The sequence below is a fragment of the Streptomyces sp. NPDC006923 genome, from assembly GCF_040635655.1.
Lineage (GTDB): Bacteria > Actinomycetota > Actinomycetes > Streptomycetales > Streptomycetaceae > Streptomyces.
This window is the reverse complement of the sequence record NZ_JBEYIF010000010.1, coordinates 70,253-94,813: the sequence shown is the minus strand read 5'-3', so window position 1 is coordinate 94,813 and position 24,561 is coordinate 70,253. Positions and strand designations below refer to the sequence as shown.

Here is a 24,561-nt window from a genome sequence, read left to right as displayed (position 1 = left end):
AGGAGCCGCGCTCAGCGTCCGATGGAAGCGGGAAGTCCGCCTTCCTCGGTGCCCCAGACATCGCCGTCCCCGTCCGACCACGAGCTCTGTGTCGCCGGCCGGGCAGAGCCGCCGCCGTGGCCACCGGGCCCCGACTCCGTCCGAGAGCGGCTCAGCAGGGCGCGTGTGTCCTCTTCCTCCTCCTCGTACGCGTCCTCCGCCGGGGTGGACTGCTGCGGCATCCGGGGGTGTTGCAGAAAAGCGCCGTCGGAGTCGCCGTCCTCGTAGACCTCACGCACGCGTTCCTGGTCGCCGCCCTGCTGCCCTCCCTGCTGCCCCATGCGCGCCATGCCCATCATCATCATCATGGGCGACATCATTCCCATGAGTCCGGGGTCCGCACCGGCGCCCGCGCCTGCCCCGAGACCCGCCCCCAGGCCGCCCACACCGCCGCCGCTCGCTCCGGAGCCACTCACTCCGAAGCCGCCCGCCCCGCCGGCGCCGGCGCCGGCCGTGGCCGGACTCGGCAGCGCCTGGAATTGTCCGTTCGGGCCGGAGACCGAACTGCTCCCGTCCGGGAACGTGGTGGTGGTGAGACCGTCCGGGCCGGTGGTCGCGGTGGCGCCGCTCGGGAAGTGAGTGGTCACGCTGCCGTCAGGGCTGTGGGTGGCCAGCGCGTGGTTCAGGTCGTTCTTCAGCCCGCTCAGGTCGGGGGTCTGGAGACCGCTCGACACGGTGGGGGTGCGTGACAGGTCCCCGAGGTCATTGGCGCCGGTCGGATTCGTCGTGCTGACGGTGCCGTCGGGGTGCAGGGTGAACGAGCTGCCGTCGGGCATCGTGGTCGTGATCTCACCACCGGATCCGAGCGTCGTGGTGCTTCCGTCCGGGTTCACCAGACTCTCGCCGGGGTCGAGTTGGCTGCTGATGGTCTGCCCGTCGGGCGTAGTGGTGGTGACGGTCCCGTCCGGGTTCACCGTGGACGTACTCCCGTTGGGGAACGTCGTGGTGGTGCCGCCGTCCGCGTTCTGCGTGGTGAAACTGCCGTCCGGGCTGGTGATGTGCACCTGGCCGTCCGTGCCCACGCTCTGGACCACACCGTTGGGGAACTGCGTTGTCCGGGACCCGTCGGCGTTCGTGGTGGTGAGGCTGCCGTCCGGATGGGCGGTCAGTGAACTCCCGTCCGGCATGTGGGTGGTCACGCCACCGTCGGAATCGATCCCCGTCGTGCTGCCGTCCGGATTCGTCACCACATCGCCCGCGCCCAGATGACTCACATCCGTCAGACCCTGCGGCGATGTGGTGGTCACCGTCCCGTCCGGGTTCACCGTGGTGCTGCTGCCGTCCGGGAATGTCGTCTTCAGACCCCCGTCGCCGTCGGGCATGGTCACACTGCCGTCCGGGTTCGTCACCTCGATCCGGCCGTCCGGGCCGAGAGTCTGGGTCGAGCCGTTGGGAAGCTGTGTCGTCTGGGTTCCGTCGGGGCTCGTCGTGGTGACGCTGCCGTCCGGATTGGTGGTGACCGTGCTGCCGTCCGGCATCTGGGTCGTCACCCCGCCGTTGGGACCGATCCCCGTCGTGCTGCCGTCCGGATTCGTCACCACATCGCCCGCGCCCAGATGACTCACATCCGTCAGCCCCTGCGGCGATGTGGTGGTCACCGTCCCGTCCGGGTTCACCGTGGTGCTGCTGCCGTCCGGGAACTGCGTCGTGACACTGCCGTCCGGGTTGCTGGTGACGCGGCTGCCATCGGGGTTGGTACGCAGGGGCAGCCCGCCGGCGGTCAGCGTCTGGGTCGAACCGTTGGGGAACGTGGTGACGGGCACTCCGTTCGGGCCCATGGTGGTGGTCGTGCCCTCGGGGCTCACAGGGGGGCCGCCGCCGATGAGCGGGAGACCGCCGGGGCCGAGCGTGGTGCCGTCCGGCAGGCTGGTGACCGGCTGGTCGGCCCCGCCGGTGAGCGGGAGACCGCCGGGGCCAAGGGTGGTGCCGTCCGGCAGGCTGGTGACCGGCTGGTCGGCCCCGCCGGTGTCCAGCAGGCTCTTGAAATCGTCCGGTCCTGTGACGCCCTCGGGACCGCCGAGGAGATTGTTCGCACCGTTCGGCATGTCGGTCACAGGCGGCGGAATATTACTCAGATTATTTCCAAAACCGCTCAGATTGTCGCCGAAATCTCCAATGTTCTTCCCGAAATCTCCGAGATTGTTGCCGAAATCGTTGAGCCCTTTCTGGAAATTCTCGTTCTGCCCTGCCAGCGCTTCCTGATTCTTCTTGTTCTGATCTTCGAGTTCTTTTTGCTTATTGTCCAGTTCTTCTTGCTTCTGTTCCTGCACCTCCTGCTGGTACACCTGGTCGAGGCTCACCGAAGGCGTGTCCTCGAACGCGAAGCGGGTGTTCCAATTGGGGTCCAGGACCCGGGTCCAGTTCTGCTGGAGTTCGGTGACCACAGGTATTGCCGGGGCGTCAAGATTGGTCTGCACATTGGTCGTCCACCGGCGTACGGCCTCATTCGCGATGGCCGACCAGGTGGAGGTGTCCTGCAAGTTCCCCCACGCCGGACTGGAGGAGAAACCGTCTGTCGTGTCCCAGATGGGCGCGGTCCCGTTGCCGTTGTATCCGGCTCCGCCGCCGTTCGCCGTGTACGTGACGTGATTCCAGTTGTGCTGGGTGATCCAGTTGGCGATGTCCACCATCATCTGGTTCATGATGTCCCGCGGGTCGGCAGGGAGATTCTGCGAACTGGACGAGCCGTCCGCGTTGGTGTACGAGACCGGCTGACCCTGCTGCCAGAAGAACTTGAAGTACTGGTCGTACAGTTTTTGTATCGCGGCGTGCAGGGACAGCTCCGCCCCGATGAGCGAGTCACCGTGCAGCGTGGTGGTCTGATAACCCGGATTCGCGAGCGACTGGTTCTGCGGCTGGAACCCCGGCGGCCGCAGCTCCGAGGTGAAATTCTCGTACTTGTTGTGCAGGTCGTCCAGAAGATGCCAGAAGACGCCGGCGGCCGTGCCCTTCCAGGCAGCTTGCTCGTCCCCCAGACTCTCCAGCCACTGTTTCAGGATCTCTGTACGGTTGGCGAAGAAGTCACCTGCCGCGTCGAAGGACGCGGCCGCCTTGGCGAAGCTGTGCATGTCGACGCCACCGGTGCCCGTCGGCCCGCCGCCCACCGGATCGGTCAGGCCGACCGTCGTGTGATTGTTGAGCAGGTGCCACAGCGCGAAGTCGCTGCGCGTCCAGAACTGCTTGCCCAGGGAAATATCCGCATAGCTGATGTCCGCCTGGTACATGCCTACCGAGAAACCCTTGGCGGTGTAGAACTGGAATGTCGCGCCCATGTCGCCGAGGCTGTTCTTCGGCGACAGACTGTTCCCGATCTCCTTGATATTCACATTCATCCACGGAATACCGCTGTCGCCTTTGGCACCCGTGATCTCTGAACGTTCCGGCAACGTCCAGCCCGTCACCAGGTTGAGGATGTGTTCCCAGTTGTCAACGGCCATGGTGAGGGCTCCAAGGGGACTGGCACTGCTGACGTGCGTCAGCCGGTCCTCGGCCGGCGCACGCGCTCAGAGGGCTGCAAGTGTTTCGGTGGTTTCTGCTGTGCCCGCGTCAGCCGGCCGTCGGCGGCGGAATCGTGTTCGACTTGCCCCCGCCCATGTCTCCGTTGTAGTCGGCGATCGCGGTGAGGAACTTCTGACCGTCGACGGCCGCAAGGTTGTCGCCCTGCGTCTTGAGCATGGTGGTGACAACGTTCCGGAGATTGCGCTCCAGGTCGTCGATGGCGGTCGAATGCCTGTTCAGTACCCCGTCGATCGCCTTGGCCGCGGTCACGATATTGGTGACCACGTTCTTGCCACCGGAGTCACCGTCTTCGGACATCGGACCGATCACGAGTGGGAGCGTCGTGGTCGCGAGGTCGTACAGGGACTTCCGGTCTTCACTCGTCGTACGGAGTGTCACGATATCGGTCTTGAACTTGTGGACGTCTTCATCGATGAAGGCCCGGAGGGCAGGCGCGTCCAGTTTTGTCAGGTCAGCCATCGCATCCCCTTTGTAGCGTGAATGAGGACAACGTCGCCGCCCCTGCGCCCTCAGGTAGCGCAGGGGTTACTACGTGGTGTCAGAACTTGATCTCTTCGAAGCCCTGCGCGTTCTGGTAGACCGTCCGCTTGTAGCCGTCCGAGACATTGTTCAGGGTCGTGGCGTGGCTCTGCAGAATGGTGCCCAGAGACTGCACTTCGGCGTCCCACGTGGGCTGGACCTTCTGGAAGTACACATCACGGTCCGGGCCGAGCCAGCTGTTCACGAGCGGGGCGAGCTTGCCCTCAAGCCTGTCGATAACGCCCGCGATGGCCCTGGTCTGGGCCATCATGTCTTCCGAGAAGGTGGAAGTCTGGCCGTGGTCAATGTAAATGCCGTCTTCAGCAGCGCCCATGAGGCTCTCCTAGGAAGTTCATGCGGATGGAGTGTTCGCGGCCGGTTCCCGGCCACACCGGGAAGGCTGATCAGTTGCCGGTCATCGCCGAATAGGCGCCGCTCTCGATGGAGCTGCCGAACGCCGTCAGCTTTCCCTGGTCGGAGACCGCCTGGAGGTTTTGCTGCTGCACGTTGTTGGACGTCTGCATGGAGATTCCGAGCTCGTTCTCCATCGCGTCACAGGTGCTCTTGATGCGGTCCACCTCGGCCAGCCAGGTGTCCATGACCTGGGAATACGCCTGACCGTCCGGGCCCTGGTAGCGGACCTGCAGAGCGGCCTTCGCCTCCAGAACCTGCCCCTGGATGGTGTTCATCTCCGTCTTGGCGTCCTCCAGTGCCTGGATCGCCTGGCCGTATGTAGCGGTGGATGACTGCTGCTGCCCTATCGGGGTGCTCATGCACATACCTTCCGTTTGAATGGCATTTCAGCGGAAGCGCTACCGCTCAAATGTTGATTCCCGCTCACATCTGCCGGAATCAGACTGCCGCCATTGCCGAGTGTGCCGGAATGCACCGGTCCACTCAATCAGAGGAGCCTAGGCTCCACATATCAGAAATTGCAAGGAGAGAATTGACCGGAAGGCGAGGAGACGCCCGTTTTCACCCTGCCCGGTTCAGGTGCCCGAGCTTTTTCAGGCACTGTTTTTACCCGCGCAATGCTGTGCACCCCGTGCCGCACTGAGGCCCGCCTTCGCCGCTTCCGGTGACAAATCCGGCCCCGTCGGCACCATGCTGAGCAACGGTGACGGCAACGCCTGGGCCGCCGTCAGGTCATAACCCAGCGCTGCCGCCGCCGCCTGGGACGGTATCCGGTACTTCACTCCGGTGTCCGTGACCAGGTAGGTGGTGTCTCCCACCGCACCGCCCGCGCTGCTCAGCACGCGGATCAGGCTGCCGCCCGAGGGCGGCACGGAGATGGAGTCCACGGCCAGGCATGCCTGTACGAGCGCCTGCGCCGGCTGCACCGAGGTCGCCCGGAGGACCGCCGACTCGACGAGCACGACGCTCACTTCGGTGCCCTCGTCGCCGTGGGGAGCGATGCGCACACAGGCGTTGTGGTCGTCGCCGACCTCCAGCACCTTCGGCGGAGAGGACGGCAGCGCGGCTCCCGCCTCCAGCACGCTCCGCCCCTCACCGGACGGATCCCTGGGAGCCAGCGCCCCGTTGAGAGCGTCGGCCGAGATGGTGACAGCCACCGGGGTGCCGCCCGCGTACGCCTTCTCCCGGACCCCGGGACCACTGAGGGCCAGTGCCGCCTGTGTTGTGCTGATCGGTACGAGTCCGGCCCGTTGCAGGAGGTAGTACTGTCCGGCCGAGCCCGGTGTCTGGACCAGGAAGACCTGGCCCGCCCTGGTGCGCTTGCCGTCCAGCTCCGGGCCCTTGTCGCCCTGTCCGCTCACGGCCGGCGCGGCGAGATCGGCGCCGGCGGGCAGCGAGTCCAGGAACGCCGCGGAGACCTCCAGCGGTTCGGACGCGCTGTAGCCGAGGGCGTCCATGGTCGCGCTGCCCTCGGCGAGCCTGAACCGGTTGCCGCGCCAGAGCAGGAAGTAACTGCGGTCCCCGTGGACCAGCACCGCTTCCTCCGCCCGGACCGCTGTGCCGGGCTGTTCGGAGTCCACGACCAGGGATGTGGTGGTCTCGCGACCGCCGGAGTCCGTGGGCCGTGTCCCCGCGCACACCTCCCACGGGCCCGAGTTGAGATCACCGCCGGACGGGAAGACGTCCGGGGCGCCCTCGATGCCGACGGGGCTGCCGTGCGGAGTACCGGCCAGCGACGCGGCCGAGACCGTCTCGGTCTTCATGTCCGCGCCGACGAGCAGGCGCGCCGAGGCGTAGTTGCGTACCGGCCGCAGACTGCCGTCGTACAGGTAGCGGGTGCCGGTGCCCTTCTCCACGAGCAGCGTTCCGCCGTCGCGCCAGGAGGTGGCGCCGCCGGGACGGATCAGGCCGAAGACCAGGAAGCCGATCGATATGAGAACACCGATGACGGCTCCGATGACGACCCCCCTGGTGGTCCGCCGGGTGGGGGTCTCCGGGTCGTCCGGGTCGGCCCGGAGCAGACCGGTGGTCAGCCGGGAGACCACGAACTGGTGGGCCTGGACCTGATCCCGTCGCGTCTGCATGCTCTGTTCGTCCTTCCGGTCAGCCGTTGACGGCGCGGAGCGCCTGGTACACGCCCAGCGTCCACAGAACCGTGGGGAAGAGCGCGACAGCCGTCACCGACTGCAGCACGTCCCCGGCCCTTCCCCAGTGGGGCAGCATCCGGCGGCCCGGCACCGTCCAGCCCATGACCGCCAGCAGGGCCGCGACCAGCAGCAGGACCCCGGCGGCCGGCAGCCGGGCGCCCTGTCCGCGGTCGGTGGCGTAGGCGATGACCAGCGTCAGGAGACCGAGGGCCGCGGGGGTCGTCAGCGCGAGTCGCTGCCAGGACGTGCCCAGGTTTCTGGCGTGCAGCACGAGCAGCAGGGCCAGCAGGGCGGAGGTGACGATCTGCGCGGCGCCCGGGTGGCGCGCCATGCCCGCCATGGACACGGCGCAGATGGCCCCGACCGCCAGGTAGAAACCGCTCATCCAGTGGTCCGTGGCGCGGGCGCGGTCCGCGATGTCGTCGCCCGAGTGCGGTTCGATGCCTTCCTGCAACTGCTCGGCGTTGGTCGGCAAAGGTGGCAGCCGCAGTCCGGACAGGGAGAACGACATCATCGGCACGAAGGCGCCGAAGATGACGGCGGCGATGGCGACACCGGCTGCCGCGTTGGAGAAGGACGTGTCCAGCGACAGCATCAGGACACCGCCCACGATGCCGGCCAGGCCGAGCAGCGCGGCCGCGGTGAAGACGACGGCGAACGCGGCCACGGCCGTCAGCGCCAGCACGGCGCCGATCGCGCCCGCGGCCGATCCGGCCAGCAGTTGCGCGCCGGCCTCCCGGTGCGTACGCGGGGAGGAGAGCGGATCACCCACCACGAGAACGCCGCATAGCGCGAGGAACCCGCTGGCCACCAGGCCGAGCAGGACGCCGCCCGGCCGGTCGTCCAGGACTCGTGCCGCGGCCCCCGCGCCGGCGAGGATCAGCAGCGCGGCGCCCGCCGACAGCACGCCGCGTGACGCCACGTCGCCGGGGAGCGCGAGCATCGCCAGGCAGCCGAGGAGCGCCCCGGTCATCATGAGCCGCAGCGTCCACCGGCTGACGGTGGCCGTCCAGGCGAACGGGAGACCGCGGATCGTGGTGGAGACGGCGTCCACGAGATTGTCGTAGCGAACCGGCGGCAGCGCCTCGGTCCCCGGGCGCAGCAGCAGGATTTCACCGTCGCGCAGTTCGAGGGAGTCCGGGGTCCCCTCGCCGTCCAGCGGTTCACCCCCGATGCGCTGGAGCACCCATCCGCCGTGTTCGATGCCTGCCTCGTCCAGCCCGTCCCCGGCCTGACTGACGATGACCGGCAGGAGGTCGGAAAAGGGAATGTCCGAGGGAACGGCGAGGTCGAGGGCTTTGTCGGGGGCCCTGATGGTAAGGCGGCACAGACCCGCCACGGAGCCTTCGCTCATGCTAATCGTTCCAAGCCTCTCCGAAAGCGTGCAAACTGCACGGAGCCGTAGGACCAACGTCCGGGGGTTACCGACCAGTTGTGAAACCTTGGTGGTCGACTCGTGGACCGCGCGACTTCACTGCCTGGCGGCCGACGTGGTCAACGGCTTGCCGCCGGGTCATCGGCGCCCGGGACACATACGGCGCTCCGCCGGAGCATGTGGGTCCACCCCGGCGATGACCGATAATCTCATGGGCGTCACACTGATGTGTCAACAGCCCGGTGAACTGTGCCAAGGATTCACCCGTGTTAATCCCGGCGGCCCGATGTTCCGGCCCGCCGGCGGACCGGGAGTCGTCGGCGGGGCGCGGTCCGTTCGCGCCCGCCGTCCCGGATCCCCCATTCACAGCAGCTCGAAGGAGACGTTCCGTTGGGCGTGGTTTTCTTCCGCAGGCCCGCAAGGCGACGGGGGCCCGAAGTACCCGACGGCGAGATGGCGTTGCAGGAGCCGCCCGTCATGTCGGAAGAGGTGCCCAGCGGCGGCGCGGGCATGATGACCTATCTGCCGATGGCCATGATGTCCGGCGCCATGGTGCTGCTCTACATGCGGCCCGGCTCGGCGTCGAGCCCCATGACCTATCTTGTCGTCGGCATCATGGTGGTCGCGATGGCCACCATGCTCATCGGCCAGCTCATGCGCAGCGGCAGCGAGCGCAAGCAGAAGCTCAAGGGAGCGCGCCGCGACTATCTGCGGTATCTCGGCGGCGCGCGGCGCAAGGTCAGGGCCGCGGTCGCCGAACAGCAGCAGGCGCTGGCCTGGCGCCACCCGGAGCCCACGGCGCTCTGGTCGCTCGCCCGCACGAGCAGGCTGTGGGAACGCCGTACCTCGGACGCGGACTTCGGAGAGGCTCGGCTGGCCGTGGGCGAGCAGCGTCTCGCCCTGCGGCTGACCACCTCCGCGACCAGGCCGGTCGAAGACCTGGACCCGCTGAGCGCACACTCGCTGCGCGCGTTCGTGAACGCGTACTCCACCGTTCCCGACCAGCCCATCTCGATCTTCCTGCCCGCCTGGACGCGCGTACTCTTCCGGGGCGAGCGTGACGAGATCCTGCCTGCCGCCCGCGCCCTGCTCGCCCAGATGTCCGTGCTGCACTCCCCGCAGGACCTCGTCGTCGCCCTCTGCCTCGCCGGCGACCGGCGCGAGGAGTGGGACTGGGTGAAGTGGCTGCCCCACACCCTGCACCCGCACGAGACGGACGGGGCCGGTCCCACCCGGCTCCTCGCGAGCAGCGCGGACGAGCTGGAGGATCTGCTGGGCAAGGAGTTCGGCGAACGGCCCCCGTTCGAGGCCGGTGCTCCGGCGAGCGGCGACGAGCCGTTCATCGTCATCGTGGTGGACGGCGGCCAGATCCCCTCGGGCCATCAGCTCGGCCGCCGCGGCTTCCGTAACACCGTCGTTCTCGACCTCTCCGGCGAGCTGCCCTGGCGGCCCGGCCGCACGACGCTGCGGCTCGACGTCCGGGACGGCGAGGTCGGGCTGGTCCGCACCGACCGCAATCGCAAGGAGTCGATCACCCGGCTGGGCCGGGCCGACCGCCTCGGCCCCTCCGGCGCCAGGTCTCTCGCCTCGGTGCTGGCCCCGATGCGTTCCGGCGTGAACGCCGAGGCGGCGCAGCCGCTGTCCGCCGACGTCCAGTTGACCTCGCTGCTGGGGATCACCGATCTGCACCGGCACGAACCGAACGCCTACTGGGAGCGGCGCGGCGGCTCGGCGGCCCAGCGCCTGCGGGTGCCGATCGCGGTCGGTGCCGACGGACGCCCGATCGAGCTCGACATCAAGGAGTCGGCCGAGAACGGCATGGGCCCGCACGGCATGCTCATCGGCGCCACCGGCTCCGGCAAGAGCGAACTGCTGCGGACACTGGTCCTGGCGCTGGCGCTCTGCCACTCCTCCGCGACCCTCAATTTCGTGCTCGTCGACTTCAAGGGCGGCGCGACCTTCCTGGGCCTCGACCAGCTCCCGCACACCTCCGCGGTGATCACCAACCTGGCGGACGAGGCCGCGCTGGTCTCCCGTATGCAGGACGCCCTGCACGGTGAGCTCATCCGCCGTCAGGAGCTGTTGCGCAGCGCCGGCAACTACTCCTCGGCCCTGGAGTACGAGAAGGCCCGGGCCTCGGGCACGCCGCTGGCGCCGCTGCCCAGCCTGTTCGTCGTGGTCGACGAGTTCAGCGAGCTCTTGTCGGCGCACCGCGAGTTCATGGATCTGTTTGTGATGATCGGCCGACTGGGCCGGTCGCTCGGCGTGCATCTGCTGCTCGCCTCGCAGCGGCTGGACGAGGGCCGGATGCACCAGTTGGAGAGCCATCTCTCGTACCGGATCGGGCTGCGGACGTTCTCCGCGATGGAGAGCCGCGGCGTCCTCGGTGTCCCGGACGCCTACGAACTGCCCTCGCAGCCGGGCGCCGGATATCTCAAGAGCGGCATCGAGCCGCTCACCCGCTTCCGGGGCGCCTATGTCTCCGGTACCTACCGCCAGCGGACGGGCCCGCTGGCGCAGGCCCAGGTCGCGAGCCAGGTGGTGCCCTGGACCAACGAGTGGGTCGCCGCCAGGAGCGCGCCCGTTGTACCGGAGGCCGCGCGCATCGCGGAGGCGGAGAAGGCCGAGGAAGAGGAGAACTCCGGCTCGCTGCTGTCGATCGCCATCGAGCGGCTGCGGGATTCCGGGCCGGCGGCCCACCAGGTGTGGCTGCCGCCGCTCGTCAAGCCGCCCACCCTGGACCGGCTGCTGCCGCCGCTCGCGCCGGATCCCCAGTACGGTCTGACCACGGTCGGCTGGACGGATCGCGGCGCGCTGAAGGTGCCCGTCGGCATCATCGACCGTCCTTTCGAGCAGCAGCGCGATCTGCTCATCGCCGACCTCGGCGGCGCGGGCGGCCACATCGGCATCGCCGGCGGTCCGCAGAGCGGCAAGTCCACGCTGGTACGCGATGTGATCGCGGCGCTCGCGCTCACGCACACCCCGCGCGAAGTGCAGTTCTACTGCCTGGACTTCGGTGGCGGCGCCCTCGCCGGCCTGTCGGGGCTGCCGCATGTGGGCTCGGTCGCGGGGCGGCTGGACACCGAACGAGTCGGCCGTACCCTGTCCGAGATCACCTCGCTGCTGGCCCGGCGCGAGCGGCTCTTCCTGGAGCACGGCATCGACTCCATGGCGGCGCTGCGCCGCCGCAGGGCCGCCGGTGAGTTCCCCGAAGAGGCACACGGCGACGTGTTCCTGGTCATCGACGGATGGTCGACCGTCCGGCAGGACTTCCAGGACGACATACCGACCATCAACCAGCTCGCGGCCCGTGGGCTGAACTACGGCATCCACCTGATGACCACCACGTCGCGCTGGGTCGAACTCCCCGCGGCCGTACGCGACCAGGCGGGCACCAAGCTGGAACTCCGCATGGGTGACGCGCTGGACTCCATGGTCGACATCCGGCGGGCCGCGAGCGTACCGCGCAGTCCCGGCCGCGGTCTGACGAGCGACAGCAAGCTGCACTTCCTCACCGCTCTGCCCCGCATCGACGGGGTGGAGGACGGCGGCGACCTCTCGGACGGCGTGGCCGACCTCGTGTCGTCCGTGGCGGAGAGCTGGGCGGGACCCGCCGCCCCGCCGGTGCGCATGCTGCCGACGCTGCTGGACGCGCGGGAGCTGCCCCCGGCCCCCGAGGGCCGGCGGCTCAAGTTCGCGCTCGGAGTGGAGGAGAGCGAACTGGGTCCTGCCTGGCAGGACTTCTCCGACACACCGCATCTCGTGCTGTTCGGCGACACGGAGTCGGGCAAGACGAACCTGCTGCGGCTGATGGCCAAGCAGGTCACCGAACGGTTCACCCCGGCCGAGGCGAGGATCCTGGTGGTGGACTACCGGCGCGAGCTGGTGGAGGCCGTGCCGGAGGAGTACCGGCTGGGCCACGCGATCTCCATCGACCAGCTCCAGGAGCTGGTGAGCGGGGTCGGCAAAGCGCTCAAGACCAGGGTGCCCGGCACCGACATCTCACCGGCGCGCATGCGCAAGGCGGACTGGTGGAAGGGGCCGCGGCTGTTCGTGCTGGTCGACGACTACGACCTCATGGCCCGCCCGATGCAGACCCCCTTCGAGCCGCTGCTCGAATACCTGCCGCTGGGATACGAGCTCGGCTTCCACATGGTCGTCGCCAGGGCGGCGGCCGGGGCCATGCGAGGCGTGAACGATCCCCTCGTCCGCCGCATGCTGGAGGTCAACGCACCCGGGCTGCTGATGTCCTGCCCGCCCTCGGAGGGGTATGTCTTCGGCAACGTCAAGCCACGGATCCTGCCGCCCGGACGCGGGATGTACATCACCCGCAGGAGCACGGTGCAGATGCAGACGGCTCTGGTGGACACCGGCGCGCCGAAGGCCGACTGAGCCGTCCCGCGGACCGGCCCCCGTACCGTCAGGCGCGGGGGCCGGCCGGGGTGTGGTTCACCCTCAGGCATCGGAGCCGGAGAGCCGGTCGGTCCTGCGGCGGCGGACCAGCGCCAGCGCCCCCCAGATCCCGGCCCCCAGCGCCGCACACCCGCCGGTCAGCACCAGCGCACGCCGTGTCGCGCCGTCGTCGCCCCGCTGCGGGACGAGGTGGATCTCCGACGAGGCCCGGGGCTGTGAGCGCGCCCCGGCGGGCTGGATACGGGTCAGCGCGCCGTTCACATCGAGGACGGGCACGTCCGCCGGATAGCTGGTGTTCTTCAACCGCTCAGCGACCTGCTGGGCGGTCAGTTCCGGGTGGTACGAACGCACCAGGGCCGCCGTCCCGGCGACAAACGCGGCGGCCACGGAGGCTCCGTTGGCGATGTAGTGCCCCTTGCCGGCCGGCCCGATGCCGCTCACACCGGCGCCGGGAGCCGCCAGATCCGCCTTCTTGGGTACCACCGCGTCGTCGGCCCGCCTGCCGTCAATGTCGATGTCCAGCACCGAGACCACACCGTCGGACGCGGCCGGCCAGAACGACAGGGGCTGCGGGCTCTCTCCGTCGGCAGGCCGGGGCAGCGTGCCGTCCGGGACCGCCGCCGCGATCAGCAACACGTCGTGATCAGCCGCGTACTTCACGGCGGAGGTCAGGGCGGCGCTGCCCTTCAGGAGGGCGGCCGACACCTCAACGACCTTGGCCCCGCCGTCCACCGTGGCCCTGATGCCCTGCGCCACCAGCGCGGCGTCCGGCACACCCGCCACATCGGTGCCGCGGGCCGCGATGATCCGTGCCGCGGGTGCCACGCCGGAGAACCCGGCGCCCTCGCGCGGAGCCGCGGCGATGATCCCGGCGAGGAACGTTCCGTGCCCCACACAGTCCTGACCGGCCTCGCCCACCGCCGACGCCCGTCCTGACAGGCCCGACACCTTCGTCGCGACACCGGTGTCGACAACGCCGACCGTCACCCCCGCCCCCTGGGTGAACCGCAGGGCCCGGCCGAGTCCGAGCTGCCGCTGTGCCCAGGGCACCGCCGTCATGACGGTGCCGGACGCCTTGGTGCACTCGTCCGCCCCGAAGCCGAGCTGCGAGGGCACCACCGGCAACCGGAGCTCGCTCCCGGGGGACGGGGAAGGGCCCGGTGCCGCGGCTGCGGGTGCCGCACCAACGGCGACCCCCCATGCCAATACCAGGGCACCGGTGCAACGGCCGCGCGCGGAAAATTTCCGCAAAAAGCTGTTCTCGGTCATGTTCTCTCCGTCGCTGCGCAGCGGGTTTCCGGAACAGCGGCTCGGTGGGCTCTGCTGAATTCCGGGGCGGGGCGCGCGAATCCTACCTTTGCTGTGACCACCCGCCCACACCCGCCCACCTGTTGCGGCGTCCGGTGCGTGCCCGGCGGCGCACGGACCGTCACCACCTGCCCCACCTGCACTGCGGACGAATGCCGCGCTTGCCGTAACTCGGCCCGCTTTTCGGCAGCCAATCCGTTTCCGATTTCCAAAGCGGTCCCACCACCGGCCGTTCTGGCTCCGCTTACCTGTACCTTTCTCCTGTACGGATATGCGCGAGCACACAACGCTCCGAGCTTGGTTGCCCCTTGGCGTAAGAGATGGCGCGCCCGCGAATACACGCGGGCTCCCTCCCGCCCCGGTCCCGGAAACGGCCACGGCTGCGGGACAGCGACCATCAGCACATGAAGGCGAGTTGAGGACGCATGATACGGAACGGTCTTTGAGCCGCAGGACACCCGCCGGACGCGGCCGGACCACGTCCCCGGGATCAGACACGGGCGCCGGCGGAGGCGGCCGGGGAATCGGTCCGTCGCTCATGGTGTCCGGCGGGGACGGCGTCCACATCGTCCACCGCGTGGGCGAGCCACCGGCGTTCCCACCCGACGGCTTCGACGCGCTGCGCGACGGTTCCATGACACAGGTCACGGTGCTGGTCGGCACACGAATGGCGGACGACGACCTCGACGAGCTCTCCGGGGCACTCGGCCCGGTCCTCGCGGAGTGCCGGGAGAGGGGCGTGGTGCTGGTACGGCTCGTGATGTCCGCGGGAGCGGCCGAACGAGCCGGAGCGCCCGCGCCCGCCCGCCGCATCTGCGAGGACTGGGGAGTCGACGTCGTGGCACCGAGCGGTGTCGCGGTGGTCGTACCCGGCGGCTCGCTGTTCGCTCCCGACGGGCCCGGCACCATCGGCGGCTGGTGGCACTTCTCACCGGGTCTCGTGCCCAAGCGTCTCGGTGCCCGCCTGCCGGCGCCGTCCTGGGAAGGCCCGGTGGGACGAGTCGATCCCGAGGTCGCCGAGAACCATCTCGTACAACAGGTGCCCGCAGGGCTGCTCGTCCAGCCTCTGGGGGCACCGCCCGAGGGCATCGACGCGATCCGTTACGCCGTGCCCCCCGATCCGGGCCGGCCCGTCCTGCTCGTCGGCGTCCCCGGCTCGCCGCCGGTGAGCGCCGACGCGCTGGCCGAAGTCCTCGCGGCGCTGCCCGGTCAGGTACGGCACGCCGTACGGCTGGTGCCGGGCGACGGCCGCGACCTGCTGTCCGACGGCCAGGAAGTCGCGGACGCGCTCGGACTCGAGGTCCAGGTCGTCAATGGACTGCCCGTACTCCTGGAACAGGAGTCCCCGCACGGAGCGGAAGCCCGCGTGCTGCTCGTGGGACCGGACGGCACGCCGTCCTGGCAGCCCTATGTCGGGGCCGTCACCTGCCTGCCCGCCGACGGCGGCAGTGCTCCCGCGCCGCGCCTCGCCTCCTGGCGGATGCCCGCGGCGGGCCTTGAGGAGGGTCCGGAGCCGGGCGTCCTGCTGCTCGACGGACGCTGGCAGGTGACGCTGACGAGAGCGGGTCTGTGGGTGGGGCCCCGGGGCGGGCAGCCCGCGGTGGTCGCGGGCCGCGCGGTCGACACCGACGTGATGGCCATCGACCTCGGGCTGCCGGGGCGCGCTCTGGACGACACCCTGTGGCCTGCCCTGGAGCGGCTGTTCGCGGCGCTGGAGAACGACGTACGCGACCGCGCCATGATCCAGGTCCACGGCAACTCCAGCGTGGAGGGCATGAAGACGCTCCGGCGGCTCGCCGTCCGGCACGGCCTGGCGCTCGCGCCCAAGGGCTGGCGTTCCGGTACGACCGAGCAGTCCGTCCTGACCGTGTCCTCGGCGCCGCTCGCCTCACCGGCCGTGCCCGCCACCGCGCGCACCCCTGTCGCCGCGGCGGCCACCGCTCCGGACGAGACGCCTGCCGCTGCGGCCACCCCCACACCGGCTCCGGTCGCTCCCGCGAAGCCCACCATGACGACGTCGGGGGGTCCCGCCGCCGAAAGCGCGCAGGAGCCCCCGGCCGCGCACCCCCGCCCCGCTGTGCCCACCACGACGGTCCCCACCAACACGGTGAGCGCCCACGACTGGAGCACCGCGGCGGCGACGGTCCAGCCGCCCCAGCCCCCGCCGGCCACGGCGCCGGCAGCCGCCGGGCCCCCGCAACCGACCTTCACCCCACCGCCCCCCACGATGCCCTCGGCCCCGCAACCGACCTTCACCCCACCGCCCCCCACGATGCCCTCGCCTCCGGAAGAAGCCGCGCCCCCGTCGGAGCGACCCGCGCCGGCGGAACCACCGGAACGGGAGCCGGCACCCCTGCCGGAGCCACCGACCCCGCTGCTCACCACGGCGGGCGGTCCCGACTTCGGAAGCGCCCCGGAGATCCGCTCGGAGATCCTGGAGCCGCCGTCCGAGTCGGCACCGGAGCCCGAGCCGAAGCTGGTCTGGAAGGAGCCCGTACCTCCGCCGGCCGTACAGCCGAAGGCACTCGCCAGTACGCTCCGCGAGATCACTTTCGTCCCCGTCCGGGCGTCCCACCACAGCAGCGCGCAGGAACGAGAAGCGCTGCGGAGCCACCTGGGCGCCGACTGGGACCGGCACGCCGGCGCGGTGCAGCGCGTACTCACACGCCTTCCGGGACTGCGCACCACGGAAGACCAGGACGACCTCGCCGCCGACCTCGCCGCCGTACACGCTCATGTCAACGCCGAGGGCGGCCGGCCGGCCGAGGCCCGGCTGCTGGCCGGAGTGGAACGACGCGACACCGACATCCTGGCGTTCCTCGCCTGCCTGGCCTCCGGCCTGCGCCGGCTGCCTTCCTTCAGGGGAACGGCCGTACGGACCGCCGGCCTCATCGGAGAAGGCGTGGAGCTGCTGCTGCCCGGTGAGGAGTTGGGCGAGCCGATCGCGGTCAGCGCGCTCGCACTGGACAAGGAGTACCCGTCGGTGCCGGACGACCATTACCTCATCTGGTCGATGACGGGCCGCCACGCCGGTTCACTCGCGGACGACGAGAGCTCCCACGACCCGGACGAGGTCTTCTTCGGCCCGGGCACCCGTTTCCGCGTCCTCCAGGTCCTCAAACGCGCCGGGGCCCATGTGGTCCTGCTGCGCGAGCTGGCCGAGAACTCCCCGGTCGGCGTACCGGGCCGGCTCACGGACTCCGACCTCCGGATCCGTGACCGCCTGAACGCCACCTCCGAGCGGAGCTCCTCCCTCGGCACCGGCCGCGCCTGGCCGGTCCGCTGTACCGGACCGCTCGGCGTCCTGGCCCCCGAGATGCCCGGCACCGACTGAGCCGCCCGGTCCGGGCCCCCCGACCCCGTCCGCTCCTCCTGAGGACGGCTTCTGCCGCCGGAGTCGAGACGGCTTCACAAAAAATGAACTATCCATGTAAGGAGCACGGATGTCTCAAGACTATTTGGCATCCTCGGGTGCGCCACCGAGTGGGGGGGCCGCCGTCTCGGCGGGCCCGCCCCGAATCCGGCGGGCGATAGCGATGCCCTCCGAGGACGAGAGCCTCAGCGGCTCTTCGCCCTCGGGGGTCACGCGCGGCGCCGCCTTCCTGACCACGGCCTCGGCCGGCGGGAGTTCCGCCGGTCCCGTGGCCGTGGCGTCCACTGCCGTGTCCGGCGAGGGCGCGCAGGCGTCGGGGCCGGCCGGCAGTGGGCACGGCCGGCGCGGCGGGAAGATCTTCTCGTTGCCCGGGCGCAGGCAGCACTCCTCCCAGGGCGACAGCGCCTCGGCGGCCGAGGCGGGCCTGCCCGGCGCCGCCGCGGTCAGCGCCGGTGCCCGGACGGCGGGCGCCGCACAGGCGGCCGGACGTCCCGGCGCCACCGCCACCCAGACCGGCCGTGGCGGCCGTCCACTGTTCGTGGCCGCCGCTGTGGCGGGTGCCGTGCTGGCTACGGTGCCGTTCATCCACGGCCGTGGCGGTACGACGAACTACGAGGGCCTCGGTCAGGCCGTACCGATCGCCTCGCTGTCTCCGGACGGCGACGGCAATCTGATGGCCGAGCCGGACGGCAACGCCAGTTCGATGCCGCTCCAGGACACGTCCGCGGGCACCCAGGAGCCGATCGTCCCGCAGCCGCAGATCAGCCCGGTCTTCCGGCCGGGAAGCAAGAGCGGCGTCGCGTCCGGTCCGGCGGAGGGCGCGTTCGACCTGGGCAACGAAGCGGCGCTCGCGCCCGGTGGGCACGGACCCCTGGTGGGTCCGAGGCTGTACACCGACCAGCGGGGTCTCGGCCCCACGGTCGGTTCGCCGACCGGTCCGAGTCCTGCCGTCCCGGACGGTAAGGACGGGCCCCTGCTCGGCAAGGGCCTCGGTCTCGCCCTGCCCGCCTCCGGCGACAAGCCGGAGGACGAGAAGACGGAGCCCAAGGGCTCGAAGCCGGTGGAGGCGGATGACGCCTCACGTCCGGAGGAGAAGCGGAAGACCGTCACGGAGGACGCGCCCGCGACCTCCACCAGCGTGTCGCTGCTGTCCGCGAAGTCGTCGGACGCCACCGAGGCGAAGCCCGCGGTGAAGACCGAGGCAAAGCCCGCGGTGAAGACCGCGGACAAGGCCACGGCCACGTCCGAGGACACGTCCGTCGCCACGCAGAGGAAAGCCACCGTCAAGGCAGCCACTTCCGCGAAGGAGGCGACCCCCGTCAAGGCGGAGGTCAAGTCCGCCGCGGTGAAGGCGACTCCGGTCAAGGCCACCGCGGCCAGGGCGGCGACGCCCGTCAAGGCGGCTACGCCCGTAAGTGCGGCTACGCCCGAGTGGGGCACCCGTGTCGTGCAGGCCACAACGGTGATCGGTCCCGGCGAGTCCGTGGCCTCGAACCGTATGCGGATCACGATGGGCACCAACGGCAATCTCGTCATCTCCGACGAGAACGGCGTGGTGCGCTGGTCCTCGCACACGGAAGGCCGCGGCTACAAGGCGGTCTTCCAGGCCGACGGTCACTTCGTCGTCTACACGCAGGACAACCAGACGGCCTGGTCCTCCGGCACCGCGGGCAACCCTGGTGCCCAGTTGGTGATCCAGGGTGACGGAAACGTCACGATCCAGTCCGCCAGTGGCGCGGGCCTCTGGTCAGCGGGTACGCAGCACTAGTGAAACCTCCGGCTCGGGCCGCCCGCTGAGGCCGGGTGTCCGGTTCGCGTGATGGCCGGCAACACGGCGAGAACGCGGACCGGGCACCGCGCCGGGGCGACCCCGCCGGAAGAACCACTGGTCGACGCCGTACACGCGCACGTGCCCTCCCCCGTTTTCGGGGGAGGGCACGTGCCGTTCGGTGGCCCAGTGTGTTTCGTTCGGATCGGCGGGTCGGGAAGCGGGGCCTGGTGCCGTGGACCGCACGGCGGAGGAGGGAGCCGACGCGGAGCATCGGAGACCGACAACAACACCGCGAGACGCGGCACCAGGGCACGCGAGCCCAGCCGGAGCCAGACGAGAGCCCCAGGGGCTTTCGTGCGGATCCCGCTGGATCAGGGAGCGGGGCCTGGTGCCGTGGACCGCACGGCGGAGGAGGAGCCGACGCGGAGCGTCGGAGACCGACAACACCACCGCGAGACGCGGCACCAGGGCACGCGAGCCCAGCCGGAGCCAGACGAGAGCCCCTACACCCCGCTGGTCATGCCGCGCGGCCCCCGGGCGGCAGTGGAACGCGTGGCGGGCAGCACGCATGCGGCGACCGCGATCCCCACCGACACACAGGCGAGCAGGGACAGAACGCCCCGGGACGGCGGTCGGGCGATGCCGGCGCCGAGTCCGCTCGATCCGCCCTGGAGATCGATGAGCCAGCTTGAGAGCGGCACCCCCAGCCCTATGCCCAATACCGCCGCGGCCAGGGCCAGCAGCCCGATCTGGGCGACCATGATGCCCGCTGCCTGATGGGGCATCAGGCCCACGGCCCGGTAGGCACGCAGATCCCGGGAGTGGTCACGGACCGAGGTGAAGATGGCGGTGGACAACTCCGCCAGGCCGATGAGCGACAGCACCACGACCAGGCCGACGATCACGCCGCGGACGGGCGAGAGATCGGGGGCCGAGCCGGTGACGGAGCGGATCTCCAGGGTGCCGTGCGAGGACGCGGCGAGGGCCGCCCGTACCTCGCCCGGCCGCTCGCCGTCGCGCAGCTCAAGGCTGTAGTAGGCGGGCGTGATGCCGGCGTCCTGGGCGTGCAGTGTGTCGTACGTGGTGGATATGACGCGGCCGTTGTCCTCGGTCTCGATGCAGCGGCCCACGATGTGCAGGATGTGCGGGGTGCCGCCCACGGTCAGCCGGACCCACTGGCCGACGGACACGTCCAGGGCGTCCAGCAGCCCCTGGCCGGCCACGGCTTCGCCGGGACCGGTGGGAGCCCGGCCCGCGACCACGGCGAACGGGTACGGACGCGCCGCCGTCCCCAGACCGCGCAGGGTGACCGATTCGGACTGGCCGGGGGCGAGGGCCGCCAGTTCGACGCCGGGGTGCACGGCGGCGACGCCCGGGCCGTTGTCGAGGGCCCTGACCGCCACCGCGTCCGGAACGCCGTTGGGCCGGGCGATGAGCTGACCGGCGAGGCCGACCTCCCCCGGGCTGTGTTCGAGCCGGTCCACGGTGGCCCAGGTGGCGAAGGCCACCGTGGCGATGAGGACGGGCAGGGCGAGCCGCAGGACGACGGCCGCCGACCGGCCGGGCCGGTGCAGGACGGCGCGGGCGCCCAGGACCAGGGCAGGCGGGAGGTGCGCGCGGAGCGCCACCCTGGCCGCCCCCGACATTCTGCGGCGCCCCGGCGCGGCGGTCCTGGCGGCGGGGATCGACGGGACACGGCCCGCCCGCCAGGCGGCGAGGGTCGTGGCGGAGGCGATCACCACCGTGGTGGCCACGGAGACGGCGGGAACCGTCCAGGTGTGCTCCGGCAGCGCCCGCCAGACCTGCATGGCCTCACTGAGGGAGCCGGGGATCAGAGGCCCGAGGAACTCGGTGGCGGCCACTCCGCAGAGCACTCCGACGACGGCGAGGAACACGTGCTGGAGCAGGAACATGGCCACGACCTGGCCGGGGGTGAAGCCGATCGCCTTCAGTACGGAGATGTCGCGCGCGTGGGCGAGGACCCGGGCACCGACACCTCCGGTGACCGCGATGGCCGCGGCCAGCAGCGCCCCGAGACCGAACAGGCCGACGAGCAGCCCGCGCAGGTGGTTGTCGCCCTCGGCGTCGGCGCGGGCGTCCCGCCAGGTGGACACGTCCACGACCTGCGCCGGTCCGACCGCCGCGACGGCCCTCTGCACGACGAAGCCGGTGTCCCCGGGGTCGGCGAGCCGCAGGCCGAGCGTCTTGCCGGCGCCGCCGGTGCGGGCGGCGAGCTCGTCGACCACCTCGGGGGCCGCCCAGCCGATGCCGGGCGCGTCGCCGTCCGTGTAGGCGGGTTCCGCGGTCTCGGCGATGCCCACGACCCGCAGGCTGCGGGCGGTGCCGTCGCGGGGCAGGCTGATCCGGTCGCCCGGTTCGACCCAGAGCGCCGTGGCGAGGGACTTCTCCAGGACGATGCCGTCCCCCGGGGCGCTGGTCAGCCAGCGCCCGCTGTCGATCTCGGGGCGGCCGACGGCCGGGGGCCTGGCCCCGGCCGCGCGCAGATCGAGGACGGCCTGGTCGGGGCCGTTGCGCACGGTGACAGAAACGGTCCGGAACGGCCCGGCGACGGCGGTGACGCCGTCCAGGCCGCTGAGCGCCGAGGTGTCGGTGCCGCTGTCGACGCGCATCCAGACATGGGCTCCCCGGCTGGCGGCGAAGAGCCGCTGCCAGGGATCGGCCGCGTAGACGAGCAGGGCCACGGAGATCAGCAGGGCGGCGGTGATGCCTCCGGTGGCGAGGAGGAGGGAGACGGCCTGGCCGCGATGGGTACGCAGGTCCGCCAGGGCCCAGCGGGTGAGGGCTCGCATCCCGGTCAGCCCAGGAGCCGGACGACGTCCGCCGCGGCCTGGCCGCTCGCGGGAAGGTCCTCGAAGGAGATGTCGTCGACGACCCGGCCGTCGTGGAGGCTGACGACCCGGTCGGCTCCGCTCGCCACATTGGCGTCGTGGGTGACCAGCACGATGGTCTGGCCCTGCCGGTGGTGCCGCGAAAGCAGGCGGAGCACCTCGCGGGTGCCCTTGCTGTCGAGGCTGCCGGTCGGCTCGTCGGCTAGCAACAGGCTCGGGCGGTTGATGAGCGCGCGGGCCAGGGCGACGCGCTGCTGCTCGCCGCCGGACAGGTCGCCCGGAGTGCTGTCTTCCTTGCCTTCCAGGCCGAGTTCGGCCAGCAGCTCCTTGCGGTCCTCCCTGACCTGGCGGGGCGGCCGGCCGGCGAGCAGTCCGGGCAGTTCCACGTTGTCGGCGACCGTCAGGGTGGAGACGAGGTTGAAGAACTGGAAGACGATGCCGACGCCGCGGCGCCGCAGGGTCGCCCAGCGGGCTTCGCTGAGGGTGTCGACCCGGCGCCCGTCGAGCCATATCCGGCCCCGGTCGGGCCGTTCCAGGCCGCCCAGCAGATGCAGCAGGGTCGACTTCCCGGCGCCTGAGGGGCCGGTGACGGCGACAAACTCGCCGGCCCGTACGCGCAGGTCGACGCCGCGCACGGCACGTACCTCCGACCCGTCCACGCGGTGGGTCTTGACGAGATCCTCGACGACCAGGACATCTCCGGCGGCCCGGCCGCCGGGTGGCTCGTTCCGCTTCATTCCATCTCCTCCTGGCACCGCTCAAGCCAGTCCAGGTCAGCCTGCAGATGCAACATCGCACCCTCGATCAGAAGTTGGGCGACGCGGTTGTCCCGGTCCTCCGTGGCGGCCAGCCGGGACATGGCCCGCATCAGGTTGAGATAGTGGCGGCGCTGTTTGTTGATCAGGCCGATCTGATCGGCGACGCCGGTCAGCGGGGCGAGGGCCAGTTTCATGAAGAACTCGTCGCGTACCCGCGGCTCGTCCGAGGTCTGCTCGAACCAGGCCGCGACCGCCTCATGGCCCGCTTCGGTGAGTTCATAGATGCGTTTGTTCGGTCTGCTGGACTGCTCCACCGCCTCTCCCCGGATGAGGCCCGCTTTCTCAAGACGGGTGAGAGTCACGTAGACCTGTCCGACGTTCGGCTGAGGGTAGGCCGAGCCGAACAGGGTCTCAAGGCTCTGTTTGAGTTCGTATCCGTGCGCCGGCCCCTTCGCGAGGAGCGCCAGCAGGGGAAGACGCATGGGTGCTCAGCCTCCTCCACTCTCCCCGTGTCGCCGGTGCCGGTACCGGTGGCCCGGCGGCGGCTGCCACTCGGGCCGTGTCCGGGCCTAGTATCCCGCATGCTCAGCGGGTATAGATAACAGTTGGGGCGGCGGCGAAAAATCACGCCTGCCGGCCCCTGAGGAGGAGCGCATGCGGTGGGCGCGGGCCGCGCGGCGGGGCATGCTGATCGCCGCACTGCTGCTGACGGGCTATGCGGGCGGCGGTACATCACCGGCCGGACCGGCCGACAGCAGAGGTCCCATCACGCTCGCCACCGGCCGGGACCTGACGGGTTATCTCCAGCAGGTGCTCGACGGGTGGAACAGTACCCACCCGGACGAGCACGTGAAACTGGTGCAACTGCCCGAGGCCGCCGACGAGGTGCATGCCCAGATGGCGGACAGCCTGCGGTCCGGCAGAGGTCGCTTCGACGTCCTCAACATCGATGTGGCGTGGACCTCGGAATTCGCGGGGGCCGGCTGGATCGCCCCGCTGGACCCGGCCGCGCTGCCGCTGAAGAGCCTGCTCCCCTCGGTGCTGGACACCGCGACCTTCCGCGGCAGGCTCTACGCCGCGCCGTATGTCACCAACGCCGGCCTGCTCTACTACCGCAAGGACATACTGGACCGGGCCGGCCTCGAACCGCCCCGCACCTGGGCCGAGTTGGAGCGCGACGCGGCGACGGTCGCGCCACGCCACGGCCTGGCGGGGTACGCCGGCCAGTTCCTGCCCTACGAGGGGCTGACGGTCAATGTGGACGAGGCCGTGGAGTCGGCCGGCGGGACGATCCTCGGCCCGGACGGCCGGACGGTGACGGTGAAGTCGGCCGCCGCCCGTGAGGGGCTGGGTTTCCTGATGCGGGGCGTCCGGGACGGCTGGATTCCCCAGGAGGCCCTGACGTACAAGGAGGAGGAGTCCCGGCTGGCGTTCCAGGACGGCGGTCTGCTGTTCCTGCGCAACTGGCCCTACGTGTACGACATGGCCTCGGCACCCGGCTCCAAGGTGGCGGGCAAGTTCGGAGTGGCGCCGCTGCCGGGGCCCGACGGGCCGGGAGCCAGCGTCCTCGGCGGCTCCAACCTCGCGGTCGACGCACACTCACGTCATCCGCGGACGGCTGCCGACCTGCTCGCCTACATGACGAGCGAGGACGTACAGCGGCAGGTCCTGACCCGGGGCTCGCTGCCGCCGGTGTGGGCCGACCTCTACTCGGATCCCGAACTGACGGCACGGTACCCGTATCTGCCGGTGCTGGAGCAGAGCGTGAAGGCGGCCAAGCCGCGCCCCAAGAGCGCCGAGTACGAGCAGGTGAGCCTCGCGGTGGCCGCTGTCACCAGCGACGCCCTGCGGCAGCACGCGTCGGTCCGGGCCTCGATCGCCCGGCTGGACCGGGAGTTGCGGCACATCGTGTCCCGCGACAAGTGATCCGGCCCGCCACCGCCCCCCGCCTTCCTAGTTACATGTTAAGTAGCGGGCCCCCTTCACATATGGGCGCCAACTAGGGCCTTACGCACCCTTGCCTGCTTAGTTTCCCCGAAACCTTGTGCCACAGCGTTGACACCTGCTGGTTGCGCG

14 protein-coding genes are annotated in these 24,561 nt (G+C 70.5%); 4 read left to right on the top strand and 10 right to left on the bottom strand.

Annotated elements, in window-relative coordinates:
- Positions 1–11: 11 nt before the first annotated feature.
- The 6 genes from ABZ707_RS21240 to eccD all read right to left on the bottom strand — a co-directional run bounded on the left by ABZ707_RS21240 (position 12) and on the right by eccD (position 7,992).
- Positions 12–3,476, bottom strand: coding sequence for an AAWKG family protein (locus tag ABZ707_RS21240; protein ID WP_360176998.1), 3,465 nt, complete (start codon positions 3,474–3,476; stop codon positions 12–14).
- 109 nt (positions 3,477–3,585) lie between these two features.
- Positions 3,586–4,017 (bottom strand): type VII secretion system-associated protein, encoded by a 432-nt coding sequence (locus ABZ707_RS21235; protein WP_360176995.1) that lies wholly within the window; start codon positions 4,015–4,017, stop codon positions 3,586–3,588.
- A 79-nt stretch (positions 4,018–4,096) separates the two neighbouring features.
- On the bottom strand, positions 4,097–4,411 hold the full coding sequence (locus ABZ707_RS21230; RefSeq protein WP_360176992.1) for a WXG100 family type VII secretion target: 315 nt from the start codon (positions 4,409–4,411) through the stop codon (positions 4,097–4,099).
- A gap of 70 nt (positions 4,412–4,481) precedes the next feature.
- A complete protein-coding gene (locus tag ABZ707_RS21225; protein WP_360176989.1) occupies positions 4,482–4,850 on the bottom strand; it encodes a hypothetical protein in 369 nt (122 codons plus the stop codon).
- A gap of 234 nt (positions 4,851–5,084) precedes the next feature.
- Entirely contained in the window at positions 5,085–6,575 is a 1,491-nt protein-coding gene (gene eccB, locus ABZ707_RS21220) for a type VII secretion protein EccB (RefSeq protein WP_360176986.1), read from the bottom strand.
- 19 nt (positions 6,576–6,594) lie between these two features.
- Positions 6,595–7,992, bottom strand: a complete 1,398-nt coding sequence (eccD, locus tag ABZ707_RS21215; protein ID WP_360176983.1) for a type VII secretion integral membrane protein EccD — start codon at positions 7,990–7,992, stop codon at positions 6,595–6,597.
- Positions 7,993–8,409: 417 nt separating this feature from the next.
- Between eccD and eccCa the strand changes: the two genes are divergently transcribed.
- Positions 8,410–12,405, top strand: coding sequence for a type VII secretion protein EccCa (gene eccCa / locus ABZ707_RS21210; RefSeq protein ID WP_360177438.1), 3,996 nt, complete (start codon positions 8,410–8,412; stop codon positions 12,403–12,405).
- A 63-nt stretch (positions 12,406–12,468) separates the two neighbouring features.
- On the opposite strand, the gene ABZ707_RS21205 is transcribed toward eccCa, so the two are convergent.
- Positions 12,469–13,545, bottom strand: a complete 1,077-nt coding sequence (locus ABZ707_RS21205; RefSeq protein ID WP_360177435.1) for a S8 family serine peptidase — start codon at positions 13,543–13,545, stop codon at positions 12,469–12,471.
- Between the two features lie 766 nt (positions 13,546–14,311).
- Between ABZ707_RS21205 and ABZ707_RS21200 the strand changes: the two genes are divergently transcribed.
- Positions 14,312–17,068, top strand: a complete 2,757-nt coding sequence (locus tag ABZ707_RS21200) for a hypothetical protein (RefSeq protein ID WP_360176980.1) — start codon at positions 14,312–14,314, stop codon at positions 17,066–17,068.
- Between the two features lie 202 nt (positions 17,069–17,270).
- Entirely contained in the window at positions 17,271–18,875 is a 1,605-nt protein-coding gene (locus ABZ707_RS21195) for a hypothetical protein (protein WP_360176975.1), read from the top strand.
- A 506-nt stretch (positions 18,876–19,381) separates the two neighbouring features.
- Here ABZ707_RS21195 and ABZ707_RS21190 read toward each other — a convergent pair.
- From ABZ707_RS21190 to ABZ707_RS21180, 3 genes are read right to left on the bottom strand one after another with little or no spacing between them, the layout of a single operon-like run.
- Complete coding sequence (locus ABZ707_RS21190; RefSeq protein ID WP_360176972.1) at positions 19,382–21,688, bottom strand: FtsX-like permease family protein; 2,307 nt, start codon at positions 21,686–21,688, stop codon at positions 19,382–19,384.
- A gap of 5 nt (positions 21,689–21,693) precedes the next feature.
- A complete protein-coding gene (locus tag ABZ707_RS21185; protein WP_360176969.1) occupies positions 21,694–22,464 on the bottom strand; it encodes an ABC transporter ATP-binding protein in 771 nt (256 codons plus the stop codon).
- Complete coding sequence (locus tag ABZ707_RS21180) at positions 22,461–22,967, bottom strand: PadR family transcriptional regulator (RefSeq protein ID WP_360176966.1); 507 nt, start codon at positions 22,965–22,967, stop codon at positions 22,461–22,463. The genes ABZ707_RS21185 and ABZ707_RS21180 overlap by 4 nt, the downstream gene beginning before the upstream one ends.
- 172 nt (positions 22,968–23,139) lie before the next feature.
- On the opposite strand from ABZ707_RS21180, the gene ABZ707_RS21175 reads away from it, so the two are divergent.
- Positions 23,140–24,411, top strand: a complete 1,272-nt coding sequence (locus ABZ707_RS21175) for an ABC transporter substrate-binding protein (RefSeq protein ID WP_360176963.1) — start codon at positions 23,140–23,142, stop codon at positions 24,409–24,411.
- Positions 24,412–24,561: the final 150 nt, after the last annotated feature.